At 66.0% G+C, this 13,992-nt stretch carries 15 protein-coding genes; 7 read left to right on the top strand and 8 right to left on the bottom strand.

Annotated elements, in window-relative coordinates; genetic code table 11:
- Positions 1–396 precede the first annotated feature (396 nt).
- Complete coding sequence (locus MSP7336_RS07090) at positions 397–1,356, top strand: iron-containing redox enzyme family protein (protein WP_244917529.1); 960 nt, start codon at positions 397–399, stop codon at positions 1,354–1,356.
- Here MSP7336_RS07090 and MSP7336_RS07085 read toward each other — a convergent pair.
- The 7 genes from MSP7336_RS07085 to MSP7336_RS07055 form a co-directional block, all read right to left on the bottom strand.
- Positions 1,336–1,551, bottom strand: a complete 216-nt coding sequence (locus tag MSP7336_RS07085; protein ID WP_069397235.1) for a CDGSH iron-sulfur domain-containing protein — start codon at positions 1,549–1,551, stop codon at positions 1,336–1,338. The genes MSP7336_RS07090 and MSP7336_RS07085 overlap by 21 nt on opposite strands.
- A complete protein-coding gene (locus tag MSP7336_RS07080; protein WP_425325735.1) occupies positions 1,548–2,246 on the bottom strand; it encodes a HemK2/MTQ2 family protein methyltransferase in 699 nt (232 codons plus the stop codon). The genes MSP7336_RS07085 and MSP7336_RS07080 overlap by 4 nt, the downstream gene beginning before the upstream one ends.
- 82 nt (positions 2,247–2,328) lie before the next feature.
- On the bottom strand, positions 2,329–2,889 hold the full coding sequence (locus tag MSP7336_RS07075) for a type 1 glutamine amidotransferase domain-containing protein (protein WP_069397234.1): 561 nt from the start codon (positions 2,887–2,889) through the stop codon (positions 2,329–2,331).
- 21 nt (positions 2,890–2,910) lie between these two features.
- Positions 2,911–4,080, bottom strand: coding sequence for a zinc-dependent alcohol dehydrogenase (locus MSP7336_RS07070; RefSeq protein WP_113963372.1), 1,170 nt, complete (start codon positions 4,078–4,080; stop codon positions 2,911–2,913).
- Positions 4,077–5,006 carry an SRPBCC family protein gene (locus MSP7336_RS07065; RefSeq protein ID WP_220178564.1) on the bottom strand — a complete coding sequence of 310 codons (930 nt, stop codon included), beginning with the start codon at positions 5,004–5,006 and terminating at the stop codon, positions 4,077–4,079. Before MSP7336_RS07065 ends, MSP7336_RS07070 begins: the two co-directional genes overlap by 4 nt.
- Positions 4,999–6,003 (bottom strand): LLM class F420-dependent oxidoreductase, encoded by a 1,005-nt coding sequence (locus MSP7336_RS07060; RefSeq protein WP_069397231.1) that lies wholly within the window; start codon positions 6,001–6,003, stop codon positions 4,999–5,001. Before MSP7336_RS07060 ends, MSP7336_RS07065 begins: the two co-directional genes overlap by 8 nt.
- A gap of 90 nt (positions 6,004–6,093) precedes the next feature.
- Entirely contained in the window at positions 6,094–6,558 is a 465-nt protein-coding gene (locus MSP7336_RS07055) for a GatB/YqeY domain-containing protein (protein ID WP_113963371.1), read from the bottom strand.
- 186 nt (positions 6,559–6,744) lie between these two features.
- Between MSP7336_RS07055 and MSP7336_RS07050 the strand changes: the two genes are divergently transcribed.
- Genes MSP7336_RS07050 through MSP7336_RS07030 form a run of 5 tightly spaced genes read left to right on the top strand, consistent with a single transcriptional unit; the run spans position 6,745 to position 12,078 of the window.
- Complete coding sequence (locus tag MSP7336_RS07050) at positions 6,745–8,022, top strand: DUF7847 domain-containing protein (RefSeq protein ID WP_113964807.1); 1,278 nt, start codon at positions 6,745–6,747, stop codon at positions 8,020–8,022.
- 12 nt (positions 8,023–8,034) lie between these two features.
- Positions 8,035–8,643, top strand: coding sequence for a DUF4129 domain-containing protein (locus MSP7336_RS07045; protein WP_069397228.1), 609 nt, complete (start codon positions 8,035–8,037; stop codon positions 8,641–8,643).
- Entirely contained in the window at positions 8,640–9,776 is a 1,137-nt protein-coding gene (locus MSP7336_RS07040) for a DUF4350 domain-containing protein (protein ID WP_113963370.1), read from the top strand. Before MSP7336_RS07045 ends, MSP7336_RS07040 begins: the two co-directional genes overlap by 4 nt.
- Positions 9,773–10,756: an AAA family ATPase gene (locus MSP7336_RS07035; RefSeq protein ID WP_113963369.1), complete on the top strand. Its 984-nt coding sequence runs from the start codon at positions 9,773–9,775 to the stop codon at positions 10,754–10,756. The genes MSP7336_RS07040 and MSP7336_RS07035 overlap by 4 nt, the downstream gene beginning before the upstream one ends.
- Positions 10,756–12,078: a DUF58 domain-containing protein gene (locus MSP7336_RS07030; RefSeq protein WP_113963368.1), complete on the top strand. Its 1,323-nt coding sequence runs from the start codon at positions 10,756–10,758 to the stop codon at positions 12,076–12,078. Before MSP7336_RS07035 ends, MSP7336_RS07030 begins: the two co-directional genes overlap by 1 nt.
- Before the next feature lie 14 nt (positions 12,079–12,092).
- On the opposite strand, the gene MSP7336_RS07025 is transcribed toward MSP7336_RS07030, so the two are convergent.
- Positions 12,093–13,085, bottom strand: a complete 993-nt coding sequence (locus MSP7336_RS07025; RefSeq protein ID WP_069397224.1) for a stage II sporulation protein M — start codon at positions 13,083–13,085, stop codon at positions 12,093–12,095.
- An 81-nt stretch (positions 13,086–13,166) separates the two neighbouring features.
- Between MSP7336_RS07025 and MSP7336_RS07020 the strand changes: the two genes are divergently transcribed.
- Positions 13,167–13,991 (top strand): RDD family protein, encoded by an 825-nt coding sequence (locus MSP7336_RS07020; RefSeq protein WP_069397223.1) that lies wholly within the window; start codon positions 13,167–13,169, stop codon positions 13,989–13,991.
- The last annotated feature ends 1 nt before the right edge of the window (position 13,992 follow it).

Raw genomic sequence — 13,992 nt, 5'->3', positions numbered from 1 at the left:
ATGCGACGGCTACAGCTATTTTCGTCAGCACGCCGGGATTTCTTGAGGTCATCGTCGCTCCTTAACGTGCGGGGCCAAACGACCAAACTGGTGTTTGCTGTTGTCCAACCATCACGTGCATGCTGGCATTTCCATTGGCTGCGCACAGCGAATTCGCAATAACTGTCTGCCGATTCGGCACCGCATCGATAATGGCATCGGCGATATCGGTGTCGTCGAAACCGGCGAAATGTGCCCGTATTCTGCGCAAATGTCGCGATATTCAACATGTGTCGGAATTTCGCCACATCGCAGAGAGACTGTTTTACTTCTGCCTCATTTGGGGTAAACCAGGGCGTGACCCAAGTACAGACCACGCTGGAACCTGCGTTGCCGGCGGCCAACGGCCCGCTGTCCATGGCTGTCCGGCGCAGCCTCACCGAACCTGCGCCGCGCGATCAGCTGACGCGCATAGGGGCATCGGTGCGCGAGTCGGATCCCTACGGGCTGGATCTGCAACTGGCGCTGTACATGTGTTACGAGCTGCACTACCGCGGCTTCGCGGGTGTCGACCCGACCTGGGAATGGAATCCGGGATTGTTGCACCTGCGCGGCCAAATGGAACGGGCCTTTCTGGCCGGCATCCGCCGGGAAGTCGGCCCGATCGACCCCGACCGCACTGCGGCAGCCGAAATGCACGCGCTCTCAATCGAACCCGCCGACGGTACCGGACCTTCCTACTGGCTGCGCGACCACGGGACCTGGGAGCAGATGCGCGAGTACTTCGTGCACCGATCCCTGTATCACCTCAAGGAGGGTGACCCGCATGCCTGGGCGATCCCCCGGCTCACCGGCCAGGCCAAGGCGTCGTTCGTCGCCGTCGAATTCGACGAATTCGGTGCCGGGCGCGGGCATCGAGTCCACCAGCAGATGTTCGCCGACTTGTTGTGGGCCGCAGGCTTGGATGCGACGTACCTCGGTTACCTGGACGCGGTTCCGGCGCAGTCGCTGGCGGTGGTGAACTTGATGTCGATGTTCGGTCTGCACCGGCAGCTACGTGGCGCCGCCATCGGGCATTTCGCGTCGACGGAGATCACCTCGCCACCAGGCTCTCGCCGATTGGTGGAGGCGTTGCAGCGCATGGGTGCACCCGCGGAATGCATTGCGTTCTATAGCGAGCATGTCGAAGCGGACGCCGTACACGAACAGGTGGTGCGCATCGACGTGGTGGGCGATCTGGTCGCCCGGGAGCCGCACTTGGAGGCCGACGTGGTATTCGGGATCCGCGCCCACGCACTGGTCGAAGACCGATTGGGCGACGCCATGATGGAGGCCTGGAAGGCCGGCCAGAGCTCGCTACGACGCCCGCTGGTCTGATTTCGTGCGGGCAGGGCGACACCGCCGGTGGCTGGTGTCGCACAGTGGGTAGTTTTTGCTGCGGCGGCAGGTGCAGACGGCCACCGTGAATCGGTCGGACTCGACGACGCGGCCATTGGGCATCTCGATGCGCACCGGCCCCGGAATCAGTACGGGGCCGTTTGGAATGATCTGCACTCGGGTCGGCTCGGTCATCGTTTGTCCGCTCGGATGACGATGAGTTCTTCGGTGCGACGGCCGTGCGGGATAAGGCCGATTTCTTCCAACCACCCGGCTCGCGCCGACATCACCGGACCGAATGGAATGATTTGCGAGACGACGACTTCCGCGTGTAGGCCGGATTTGCGTAACGCGTACAAGGACTTTTCCGTGCCGGCCAGCTCGGAGTGCACCAGCAACGCCGAGCCGCCATCGTCGAGCAAATCGAATACCGCGTGGCACAAAGGATCCAGCAGCAGGCGTCCGTCGACACCTGCGTTCCAGGCCCGCGATGGCCCCGCGGTGTGCGGGATGACCTTCGTGTCGCCGTGCGGCGGCGTGGGTACATACGGTGGATTGCACACCACGAGGTCGAACGGCCCGCATTCGTGCGCGCGGGTCCACGATCCCTCCCGGACGTCGACATCGACGCCGGCATGTACCGCGTTACCCCGCGAACAGTGCACGGCACGCGGACAAACATCGAACGCGGTGACGCTGCCTGCCCCCAATTCGGCGGCGGCGATCGCGACGAATCCACTGCCGGTACAGATGTCCAGCACCCGCGCTCCCGGCACCAAACCGGTGGTGTCCATGGCGTAGACGAGCAACTGTGAATCTTGCTGCGGTGGGTATACCCCCGCAGCGGCCGGCGAGTCCGTGACGGCCGGCGCCAGGTATGGAATCGTCACGTGGGCCTCTCAAGACGTCGCCGCGACGTTCGCGGCACTTGAGTGACTAATGCCCACAAACCACCGATTTAAAACTGTCAGTTCAGGCGCTGGCCCGCGCGTGTGCGAGCTTTTCGACGATGGTCGAGCAGAATGCGGGCAGATCCCGCGGCGAGCGGCTCGAGATCAAATTCCCGTCCACCACGACTTCCTCGTCGACCACGTTGGCGCCCGCATTACGCAAATCGGTGCGGATGCTCGGATATGAGGTAACCGTTCGTCCGCCAACGACGCCGGCCTCAACCAGCGTCCACGGTCCGTGACAAATGGCGGCCACCGGCTTTCCCGAATTGACGAAGTCGCGCACGAACGAGACCGCCGAATCGTCCATCCGCAGCTTGTCCGGGTTGACCGTACCGCCGGGCAGCACCAGCGCGTCGAAATCGTCCACCGATACGTCCGACACCGTTCGGTCCACCGGAAAAGTCCCGGCCGGCTCCAAATCATGGTTACGCGCCTGGATTTCGCCGGGCTTGAGCGACACCACCTGGACCTGCCCACCCGCCTCTTGTACTGCGGCTCGCGGCTGTTCCAATTCCACCTTCTCGACGCCGTCAGCGGCGAGGATGGCGACTGTCTTGCCCTGCAAATCGTGATGCGACATGATTTCCCTCCAGATGGGTCACTAGGGTTTCAAAACAACTTTCGTGCAGTTGTCCTGTTTGTGCTTGAAGATCTCGTAGCCGTGCGGTGCTTCCTCGAGTGAAAGCCGGTGAGTGATCAGGAATGTGGGATCTATCTCACCGTTGCGGATCCTCTCCAGCAGTGGGCGCATGTATCGCTGCACGTGACACTGACCGGTCTTGATGGTCAACGACCGATTCATGACCGCGCCGATCGGAAACTTGTCCATTAAACCGCCGTACACGCCGATGACTGAGATGGTTCCGCCGTTGCGACAACTCAGTACGGCTTCTCGAAGTGCGTGGGGCCGTTCGGTTTCCAGCCGTGCCGCCTGCTTCACCCGGTCGTAGGCGTCGACGACGGTCGACCCGTTGCGGGCCTCCATACCGACCGCGTCGATGCAGTGGTCGGGACCGCGGCCCGCGGTGATGTCCCGCAACGTCTCAAGCACCGACTGCTCGCCGAAGTTGACCGGTATCGCGCCTTTCTCGGCGGCCAGCGCAAGACGATACGGAACGCGGTCGATAGCAATGACTTTCGACGCGCCGAGCAGATAGGCGCTGATGATCGCGAACAGCCCTACCGGGCCGGCACCCCAGACCGCGACAATATCGCCCGGCTGGATACCACACATTTCGGCGCCCATGTACCCGGTCGGCAAGATGTCGGAGAGAAACAGCACCTGTTCGTCGGTGAGATCGTCGTCGATCTTCAGCGGTCCCACGTCGGCAAATGGCACCCTCGCGTATTCGGCTTGCCCGCCGGCGAATCCACCCAGCATGTGCGAATAGCCGAACAGTCCGGCCGGCGAATGGCCCATCAACTTCTCCGGAATTCCGGCGTTGGGATTGGAGTTCTCGCACAGCGAGTACAACTCGTTTTCGCATGCCCAACAGGCGCCGCAGGCGATCGGGAACGGCACGACGACCCGGTCACCGGCTTTGAGATTCGTTACACCCTTGCCCACTTCGACAACCTCACCCATGAATTCGTGTCCGAGGATGTCGCCGTGTTTGACGGTCGGGATGTAGCCGTCGTAGATGTGCAGATCGGAGCCGCAGATCGCGGTCGAGGTGACCTGCACGATAGCGTCGCGGTCGTTGAGGATCTTCGGGTCGGGAACCGACTGCACCTCCACGCTGTTGCGACCGGCCCACACGGTGGCCTTCATCGGTTGTGTCCCTTCGGCTGCGCTGAGTGCTGATGCATCTGCCGGCTCGCGGCAGTCCCCTCCGGCGAGCCGTCCGAGCGCATGACTTCGCCGGTCTCCAGCAGTTGTTTGAATCGGCGAAGATCGTCGTTGACTTGCTGGTCGGCCGATTCGCCGAACAGCGTCCCGACCGCTTTGCCCAGCGCCCCGCCCGGCAGGCGGTAGCTGATCACCACCCGCACCTCGGTGCCGCGCCCACCCGGCGCGGCTTTGAACTCCACGCTGCCGCCGTTCTCGATCGTCGACCCGGGTAGCGATTGCCAGGCGATGCGCTCGCCTGGCTCGTCGGCGGTGATCTGCGCCTCCCACTGGACGGACTGCCCGGCCGGTGCGGTGGCCACCCAACGCGTGCGACCGTCGGCTTCGACGGTCACCGACTTCAGGTGATGCATGAACGATGGCAGGTTTTCCAGGTCGCGCCAGAACCGGTAGACCTCCTCGGCAGACTTGCGCACCGTGACGGCCGCTCGAACCGTGCGGTGAGGTGTTCCGTCAGCGTGTCGGCCACCGTTTCTGGTGCTGCGAAGCGGCGCGTAGAGATCGGCCGCAGCGATGCCCACCAGCGCGGCGGCCGACACGGCGGTGCGGCGGCGTCGCTGCCGGTCTTGGTTGGTCGCTCCGATACCCAGCAGAGCCAAGTCAAGGGCGTCGCCGGCCACTCGCGTCCACACCAATTTGCTCGGCCCGAACAGCAGCGCCGCGGCATGGCCGCATTCACGCAAGCCCAACGCCCGGATCACCGGCCGGGTTCGGCCGTTGGCGTCGACGCCGGTCAGCGCCGCGACTTTCTCGGGCGCGAGCATTTCGCTTAGCCCCAGGCCCAGGCTTGCCCCGCCCAGCCCCTTCACCAGCGCAGTCTTGGTGTTCATGAACGACGGATTAGTCATCGCCATCTCCCTTGCCGGCCGCGGCGCGCAGCGCATCCAGCAGCGGCTCGGCCGCCTCCTTGAAAAACAGGTCTTGTGCCTCGCCGCCGATTTGGATCAGCGCGACGTCGGTGAACCCCGACTCCCAAAACGGACGTACCGCGTCGACGATCTGGTCCAGGTCCGGTCCGCACGGGATGCTGTCGGCCACGTCATTGGGGCGGACGAACTGCGTGGCAGCCGCGAAACCCGCCGTCGTCGGCAAGTTGGCGTTGACGTGCCAGCCGCCGCCGAACCAGCGGAATTGATCGTGGGCGCGTTGCACTGCCGCGTCGCGGTCGGGGTCCCAGCAGATCGGAACCTGCCCGATCACCCGGCCGCCCCCGGCCATGCCGGTGGCCTGGCGCGCGGCGTGCCACTCGTGAACCAGGTCTCCGTTAGGTTCGACCGCGACCAGGTGGTCGGCGAGGGTGGCGAACCGGGCGATGGACCGTGGACCGGTCATCGACACGGCGATGCCGACCGGGTCCTCTGGCAGGTCCCAGAGCCGGGCCGAATCCACTTGGTAGTAATGGCCGTGCCAATCGACCAGGCCGCCGCCGAACAGTGCGCGGATGATCTCAATGGCCTCGCAAAGCATGTCGTGACGTTGCTTGACCGCCGGCCAGCCTCGTCCGATCACGTGCTCGTTGAGGTTTTCCCCGCTGCCCAGGCCCAGGATGAACCGCCCGTCGGCGAGGATTTGCACGGTGGCAGCCTGCTGTGCGACGACGGCGGGGTGATAGCGCATCGTCGGGCAGGTGACGTAGGAGTACAGATCCACCCGGTCGGTGGCGTGAGCTACCGCTCCCAGTACCGCCCAGGCGTTGGGAGCATGTCCCTGCGATGCCAACCAAGGCGAGAAGTGGTCGCTGCAGACTTCAAAGTCGAAACCTGTCCGTTCAGCTGAAATCGCGTATTGGACAAGGTCTTTGGGGCCGTTCTGCTCGGTCATCAGGGTGTAGCCAAACCGCGTCATAGCATTCGGGTACCCCTGAGCAGCCAGGGCAAACGGCCGAGCTGCGATCGCACGCGCGCCGGCACCGGACGCGGCGGGCGGCGGCCGAGTCTAGAGCCGGTCCTTCACCGCCGCGGCCAGCCGCGATCCGTCGGCCTTGCCGGCGGCAATGGCGGTGGCCGCCTTCATCACCATCCCCATCTGTTTCATGCCAGGCCGCTCCCCCAATTGCTCGGCCACCTGCGCGATGGCGGTGTCGACGACGTCGGCGAGCTCACCCTCGTTGAGCGGGGGCGGCAGGTACTCGTCGATCACGCGTGCCTCGGCGTGCTCCTGGGCGGCCAGCTCACCGCGACCGTTTTGCGTGTAGACCTCGGCCGCCTCGGCCCGCTTGCGGGACTCCCTGGCCAGCACCTTGATCAGCTCGTCGTCAGTGAGTTCGCGCGACTGCTTCCCGGATACTTCTTCGGTTTGGATCGCGGCCAGCACCATCCGCAGCGTCGCGGTGCGCAACTTGTCCTGCGACCTCATCGCCTCGGTCAGATCTGCCCGCAGCCGGGCCTTCAGTTCAGCCATGGCCCAGACGCTACGCGAGCCGCCGGAGTTCAGGGACGCCTACGACAACCCGTGGCACGTTGAGAAATGGCCGGATCGCCGTAAGGATGGAGCCATGATCTGCGCTGCCGGCGATGCGCCACGAATAGGCGGAGCAGCGCTAGTGACCGACTTCGGGGGCGGCGCTTTGGTGCCCGTGTCGTGAGCATGCCGCCACAGGACTACCCGGATTACCCGGGCTATCCGCCCCCCGGCTATGGACCGCCCGGTTACCCGGGAGCGGGCTACCCGCCGCCCGGCTACGGATCGCCCCCGGGCTACGGACCGCCCCCGGGCTATGGACCGCCCCCGGGCTACGGGCCACCACCGGGCTACGGGCCACCACCGGGCTACGGACCGCCCCCGGGCTACGGGCCAGCCCCGGGTTACGGGCCAGCCCCGGGTTACGGGCCACCCCCGGGTTACGGGCCACCCCCTGGTTACGGTCCGCCTGGCGGCTTCGGGCAACAGCTCGGGCCCGGGACGTTCAAGCCGGGCATCATTCCGCTGCGGCCATTGAGTCTCAGCGACATCTACAACGGCGCCGTCGGATACATCCGCGCCAATCCCAAAGCGACCTTGGGACTCACCGCCATCATTGTCGTGACAGTCCAGCTGATCGCGCTGGCGGCGTCGGCTGGTCCGTTCTCCGCCGCGAACCAGCTGCAAACCGGTTCGCCTGACGAAGTGACCGGCTACGAGGTAACCACCTGGATGGTTTCGCTGGGGGCTGGTGGCCTGGTCAGTTGGCTGGCCGGAATCCTGCTCAGCGGCATGCTCACCGTTGTCGTCGGACGGGCAGTGTTCGGTTCGACGATCACAATCGGCGAAGCCTGGTCCAGAATCAGCGGGCGGCTGTTGGCGTTGATCGGCCTGGCCGCGTTGGAAGCCGGCGGAGCGATACTGCTTTTCGCCGGTGTGGCAGTGGTCATCGCTGTAGTCGGCGCAGTCGGTAATGCCGCTGCCGCATTCGTTTTCGGGTTCCCGTTGGTACTGGCCGTGATCGCACTCGTGGTCTACCTCTACACCGTACTGTCGTTCGCGCCCGTGCTTATCGTGCTCGAGCGGCTGCCCGTTGTCGACGCCATCACCAGGTCGTTTGCATTGGTGCGCAACAGTTTCTGGCGCGTACTCGGGATTCGGCTGCTGACCGGTTTCGTGGTGACCCTGGTGTCAGGCACCGTCGCCGCACCATTCAACTTCGCAGGCCAGTTACTGGTCGGACTGAGCAGCGGCAGCGTCCTGCTCAGTCTCACGATCAGTGCCGTCGGCTCGGTGATCGGCCGAATCATCACCGCTCCGTTCAGCGCCGGAGTCGTCGTCCTGCTCTACACCGACCGCCGGATCCGCGCCGAGGCATTCGATCTGATCCTGCAGACCGGGGCCGCCGGCGGTCCGGCGGCGACCGCGTCCACCGACAACCTGTGGCTGACCCGGCCGATGTGAGGTTGGTTGCCGATGCCTGCTCTCGACATTGACCGCGATGCCGCACACGAGGCCGCACAGCGTGAGCTCACCAAACCGATCTATCCCAAAGCGTCCCCGGCGCAACGCTTCCATGACTGGCTCGACGAGCTGATCTACCGCATCGTCGAGAAAGGATCCTCGTTGCCCGGCGGGTGGTTCACCATCGCCGTGCTACTCACCCTGCTGGCGGTCGCCGTGGTTGTCGCCATTCGCATCGCGCGACGCACCATGCGCACCCGCCGCGGTGCCGATTACCAGCTCTTCGGGGGTAGCCAACTCAGCGCTGCCGCGCACCGCGCTGCTGCAGAACGTTTTGCGGCCGAGGGCAATTGGACAGCTGCAATCCGGCATCGACTACGGGCCATCGCGCGCGGGCTGGAGGAGACCGCGGTTCTCAACCCATCTCCAGGCCGCACCGCCAACGAACTGGCTCGTGACGCCGGCGCGCGCATACCGCATGTCGCATCGCAGTTCACGCAGGCCGCAACAGCTTTCAACGACGTCACCTACGGTGAGCGGCCCGGAACATCGGAGGCCTATCAGCTGATCGCCGACCTCGACGACCAGCTGCGGGCCGACGCGCGGGTGCCGATCCGATGACAGCGACAATGCCGGCAACCCGAGGGGCGGGACGCTTGCGCTCGTGGCGTTGGGTCCTGCTGTGCCTGGTCGCCATTTGCGCCGTGGCTGCCGTGAGCGCCTACCTGACTGCGCCACGGCCCGGAGGCCAGATGGACCCGGCGTCCACCAACCCCGGCGGCGCACACGCGTTGGTCGCGCTGCTGCGCAGTCACGGTGTCGACGTCGTCGTCGCCCGCACCGTTGCCGACGTCGAAAAGGCAATGGATGCCCAGTCTTTGCTGCTGATCGCGCAGAGCCAACGCATCGCCGACCCCGAGCTGCTGCACCGGCTGGCAGAGCTTCCGGGCGACCGGCTTCTGGTAGAGCCGACGTCGCGAGCGCGGGCTGTGCTGGCTCCCCAGATCCGCATCAGTGCTGCCAGCACGCCAGACAGTCAACCCAATTGCGCATTGCGCGAAGCGAATCGGGCCGGATCAGTGCAATTCGGGCCGACCGACACCTACCGCGCGATTGGCAGCCGCGAGATCATCAGCTGTTATGGCGGGGCACTCATCCGCTACCGCGACGGCGACCGCACCGTCACCCTGGTCGGCAGCACCGACTTCATGTCCAACGGTGGCCTACTGCGGGCAGGTAATGCCGCACTGGCGATGAACCTCGCCGGTGCCCGCGCTCGTCTGATCTGGTACGCACCACAGCGAGTCGAGGGACACACATCCTCGAAGACAACGCTTTTGGGTCTGATCCCGGATAACGTTACCTGGATGGTCTGGCAGCTAGTGCTGGCGGTGTTCCTGTTCGCGCTCTGGAAGGGCCGGCGAATGGGCCCACTGGTCGCCGAAGAGCTGCACGTGGTTGTGCGCGCGTCGGAGACGGTGGAGGGCCGCGGACGGCTCTATCGGTCCCGGCGGGCCCGCGATCGCGCCGCGCAGGCGTTGCGCACCGCGACTCTGCAACGACTACTCCCGCGGCTGGGATTGGCCACTCCCAGCCCAGACGCGCCGGTCGCAAACGCCGTTGCACAGCGCAGCGGCTCACACCCGGATACGGTGTGGCATACGCTCTTCGGACCGCCACCGGCTACCGACACTGACCTGGTGCACCTGGCCCGTGCTCTCGACGATATCGAAAGGCGGATCAATTACTCATGACTCAGTCGGCCCCCGCCCCAGCTCAGCCGCCGGCGGCGGAATCGGCACGTCATGCATTGCTGGCGTTGCGAACCGAAATCGCCAAAGCCGTCGTCGGGCAGGAAGCGGTTGTCAGCGGCCTGGTTATCGCCTTGCTGTGTCGCGGCCATGTGCTACTGGAAGGTGTTCCGGGCGTGGCGAAGACGCTGCTGGTGCGCGCAATGGCAGCAGCATTGCAGCTGGATTTCAAACGAGTGCAGTTCACTCCGGACCTGATGCCCGGCGACGTCACCGGCTCGCTGGTTTACGACGCCCGCACCGCGGCGTTCGTCTTCAGGCCCGGTCCGGTGTTCACCAATCTGATGCTCGCCGACGAGATCAACCGCACACCACCCAAGACCCAGGCCGCGTTGCTGGAGGCAATGGAAGAGCGGCAAGTCAGTGTGGAAGGCGAACCGCGGCCGCTGCCCGATCCGTTCATCGTTGCAGCAACCCAGAACCCGATCGAATACGAGGGCACTTACCAGCTGCCCGAGGCTCAGCTCGACCGGTTCTTGCTCAAATTGACCGTGCCGCTGCCGCCACGTGACGCGGAGATCTCCATTCTCGGCCAGCACGCGCACGGATTCGATCCCCGCGACCTGTCGGCAATCGAGCCGGTGGCCGGCCCGGACGAGTTGGCCGCCGGGCGCGACGCCGTCCAGCAGGTCCTGGTCGCCGACGAGATCCTCGGCTACATCGTCGACGTGGTGGCTGCTACCCGCCACTCGCCGGCACTGCAGCTCGGGGTTTCGCCTCGCGGTGCGACGGCGCTGCTGGCTACGGCGCGGTCATGGGCGTGGCTGTCCGGGCGAAACTATGTCACGCCCGACGACGTGAAGGCCATGGCCCGAGCGACGCTGCGCCACCGCGTGATGATGCGTCCAGAAGCCGAACTGGAAGGCGTCACCGCCGACGGTGTGCTCGACGGAATACTGGCGTCGGTTCCGGTGCCACGCTAGTGATCCTGACCAGGCGCGCCGGTCTCGCCGCGTTGGCTTGCGTTTTTCCTATCACGGTATCGCCGTGGCCGGCAACAGCTTTCGTCGTGCTGATGGTGGCGCTCGCGGCGGTGATCCTCCTCGACGCCGGGCTGGCCGCCAGCACTCGCGCATTGCGCTTCAGCCGCGGGCCCAATCCTTCGATGCGGCTGGGCGAGTCGGCGAACGCCGTTCTGCTGATTCACAATAACGGCCGCCGCCGGTTTCGCGGGCAGGTGCGCGATGCCTGGCCGCCGAGCATGCGCGCCCAACCGAGCCTGCACACCGTCGACATCGCTGCCGGGAGCACGCAGCGGGTGGAAACCTCGCTTCGGCCGGTCCGCCGCGGTGATCACCGGTCGGCGTCGGTGACCGCGCGATCGATCGGGCCGCTGGGCATTGCCGGGCGCCAGAGTTCTGCTCCGGTTGCCGGACAGGTGCGGGTGCTGCCGCCGTTCTTGTCGCGCAAACACCTGCCGTCGCGACTTGCCAGGCTGCGTGAGATCGACGGCCTGCTACCAACGTTGACCCGCGGCCAGGGCACCGAATTCGACTCGCTGCGAGAATATGTCGTCGGCGACGACGTTCGCTCAATCGACTGGCGCGCCACCGCTCGGCGCGCCGACGTCGTGGTCCGGACCTGGCGTCCGGAACGTGACCGTCGCGTCGTCCTCGTCCTCGACACCGGGCGCACGGCGGCCGGCCGCGTGGGCGTGGACCCGACAGCCGGCGACCCCAACGGCTGGCCCCGGCTGGATTGGTCGATGGATGCCGCGCTGCTGCTTGCGGCGCTGGCCAGCCGCGCCGGTGATCACGTCGATTTCCTCGCCCACGACCGGGTGACCCGCGCCGCCGTGTTCGGCGCGGCGCGGACGGAGGTACTGGCCCAGCTCGTCGACGCGATGGCGCCGTTACAGCCGGCGCTCATCGAATCCGATTCCGCGGCGATGGTTTCCACCATTTTCCAGCGGGTCCGGCAACGGGCGCTGGTAGTGCTGCTGACCGACCTGAATGCGGCTGCACTCGACGAAGGCCTGCTGCCGGTACTGCCCCAGCTGTGCGGCAGACACAAGGTGATCATCGCCGCTGTCGCCGACCCGCGGGTCGATCAACTGGCCACCGGGCGCAGCGACGCCCCCGCCGTGTACGACGCGGCGGCGGCCGAACGGTCCCGTAACGACCGGCGGGCGATCGCCTCGCGGCTGCGCCAGCTCGGGGTGGAGGTGGTCGACGCAGCGCCCGCTGATCTCGGCCCGGCGCTGGCGGACTGCTATTTGGCGATGAAGGCCGCCGGCCAGCTCTGAGATTTTGGCCGTCATCAGCCGGTGGGCACCACGTCGGGCGCGTCGGCGATGTCGCCGGTCTCGCCGGCACGGGCCGCCCGCCGGCCGAAATGGATTACATAGGTCAAAAATGCGGCCTCGGCGGCGATTCCGATCCCGATCCGCAGGAAAGTCGGCAACGGGGACGGAGTCACCAGTGCCTCGATCGCGCCCGACACGAGTAAAACCACCACCAGCCCGATGACAACCGCGACGACGGCGCGGCCCTGCTCAGCGAGAACCTGACCGCGCGGTCGGTGGCCGGGCGCGATCACCGACCACCCCAGCCGCATGCCGGTCGCAGCGGCCAAAAACACCGCAGTCAATTCCAGCAGGCCGTGTGGGATCAGCAATCCCAAGAGGATGTCGCCCTTGCCCGCCTGCCACATGAGGCCCGCGACCCCTCCGAGGTTGGCAGCGTTTTGAAACAGCACCAACGGGATCGGCAATCCCAATACGACGGCGAACGCGATGCACTGAGTGGCCACCCAGGCGTTGTTCAACCACACCTGCAGCGCGAACGCCCCCGCCGGATGCTCGCTGTAGTACGAGGCGAAGTCGTGGTTGACCAATTCGTCGATCTCGCTTGGTGTTCCGATGCTGGCCTGGACCTCCGGATTGCCCGCGACCCACATTGCGATCGCGATCACCACCGCGAAGAACACCAGGGCCGTCGCGAGCCACCACCGCCAGGCACGGTAGGCCACCACCGGGAAGGAGACCGTCCAAAACCGGGTGAACTCGTTGCTCAACGGAGCGTGGGCGCCGGTGACGGCGGCGCGGGCCCGCGCCACCAGTGTCGAGAGCCGGCCGATCAGCACCGCATCCGATGACGCAGAGCGCAGCATCGACAGATGCGTGGACACCCGCTGGTACAGGTCGACCAGTTCGTCAATCTCGGCACCGGTGAGTCGACGGCGGCGCTTCACCAAATAGTCGAGCCGCTTCCAGCTGTCACGATGCGCGAGCAGGAACGCGTCGACGTCCACAAGCGCCAAGGGTAGCGGCCGCCAGTACGTAGCGGCGAAGCCGAGTGCAGCGGGTCGCCGCCAGTAGGTAGCGTTTGCCCTATGGCGGAGGTGGTGACCGGGGACGCGGTGGTGCTCGATGTGCAGATCGCGCAATTGCCGGTACGCGCGGTCGGGGCGGTGATCGACATCGCGGTGACCGTCATCGGTTACTTGCTGGGCCTGATGTTGTGGGCGGCCACCCTCGAGCAGTTCGACGAAGCAATCACCGCCGCCATCCTGATCATCTTCACCGTCCTGGTGTTGGTCGGATATCCGGTTGCCATGGAGACCGCTACCAGGGGCCGCTCGCTGGGCAAGATTGTGATGGGCCTTCGGGTGGTGTCCGACGACGGTGGACCAGAACGGTTCCGCCAAGCGCTTTTTCGCGCGCTGGCCGCAGTTGTCGAGATCTGGATGCTGCTGGGAAGTCCGGCGGTGTTGTGCAGCCTGCTGTCGCCGAAAGGTAAGCGGATCGGCGACATCTTCGCCGGTACCGTGGTGATCAGCGAACGCGGCGGCAGACTTCCGCCGCCGCCGGCGATGCCGCCGTCGCTGAGTTGGTGGGCGGCGTCGCTGCAGTTGTCGGGGCTGAGCGGCGCACAGGCTGAGCTGGCTCGCCAATTCCTCGCGCGTGCACCACAACTCGAGCCGCACCTGCGCTATCAGATGGCCTGTCGCATTGCTGCGGACGTGCTGGCTCATGTGGCGCCGCCGCCCCCGCCGGGCACTCCGCCGCATCTCGCGCTCGCCGCGGTGCTCGCCGAGCGACACCGCCGCGAGCTCGCGCGGCTGCGTCCTCCCGGTCCTCCCGCAGCACCCCCGCAACCCTGGCCTCAGCCGCCGCAATCATGGCCGCCGACAGGCGGTTTCACACCGCCGCGGTGAG

The sequence above is a fragment of the Mycobacterium shimoidei genome (genome assembly GCF_900417275.1).
In the GTDB taxonomy this organism is placed as follows: Bacteria; Actinomycetota; Actinomycetes; order Mycobacteriales; family Mycobacteriaceae; genus Mycobacterium; species Mycobacterium shimoidei.
The sequence above is the reverse complement of the archived record's forward strand: the minus strand, read 5'-3'. Positions and strand labels throughout refer to the sequence as shown.

What these genes read in the sequence shown, in the direction of transcription:
- MSP7336_RS07090 (WP_244917529.1), top strand. Translation starts at nt 397, where the DNA reads ATGGCTGTCCGGCGCAGCCTCACCGAACCTGCGCCGCGCGATCAGCTG.
- MSP7336_RS07085 (WP_069397235.1), bottom strand. Translation starts at nt 1,551, where the DNA reads ATGACCGAGCCGACCCGAGTGCAGATCATTCCAAACGGCCCCGTACTG.
- MSP7336_RS07075 (WP_069397234.1), bottom strand. Translation starts at nt 2,889, where the DNA reads ATGTCGCATCACGATTTGCAGGGCAAGACAGTCGCCATCCTCGCCGCT.
- MSP7336_RS07070 (WP_113963372.1), bottom strand. Translation starts at nt 4,080, where the DNA reads ATGAAGGCCACCGTGTGGGCCGGTCGCAACAGCGTGGAGGTGCAGTCG.
- MSP7336_RS07065 (WP_220178564.1), bottom strand. Translation starts at nt 5,006, where the DNA reads ATGACTAATCCGTCGTTCATGAACACCAAGACTGCGCTGGTGAAGGGG.
- MSP7336_RS07060 (WP_069397231.1), bottom strand. Translation starts at nt 6,003, where the DNA reads ATGACGCGGTTTGGCTACACCCTGATGACCGAGCAGAACGGCCCCAAA.
- MSP7336_RS07055 (WP_113963371.1), bottom strand. Translation starts at nt 6,558, where the DNA reads ATGGCTGAACTGAAGGCCCGGCTGCGGGCAGATCTGACCGAGGCGATG.
- MSP7336_RS07050 (WP_113964807.1), top strand. Translation starts at nt 6,745, where the DNA reads ATGCCGCCACAGGACTACCCGGATTACCCGGGCTATCCGCCCCCCGGC.
- MSP7336_RS07045 (WP_069397228.1), top strand. Translation starts at nt 8,035, where the DNA reads ATGCCTGCTCTCGACATTGACCGCGATGCCGCACACGAGGCCGCACAG.
- MSP7336_RS07040 (WP_113963370.1), top strand. Translation starts at nt 8,640, where the DNA reads ATGACAGCGACAATGCCGGCAACCCGAGGGGCGGGACGCTTGCGCTCG.
- MSP7336_RS07035 (WP_113963369.1), top strand. Translation starts at nt 9,773, where the DNA reads ATGACTCAGTCGGCCCCCGCCCCAGCTCAGCCGCCGGCGGCGGAATCG.
- MSP7336_RS07020 (WP_069397223.1), top strand. Translation starts at nt 13,167, where the DNA reads ATGGCGGAGGTGGTGACCGGGGACGCGGTGGTGCTCGATGTGCAGATC.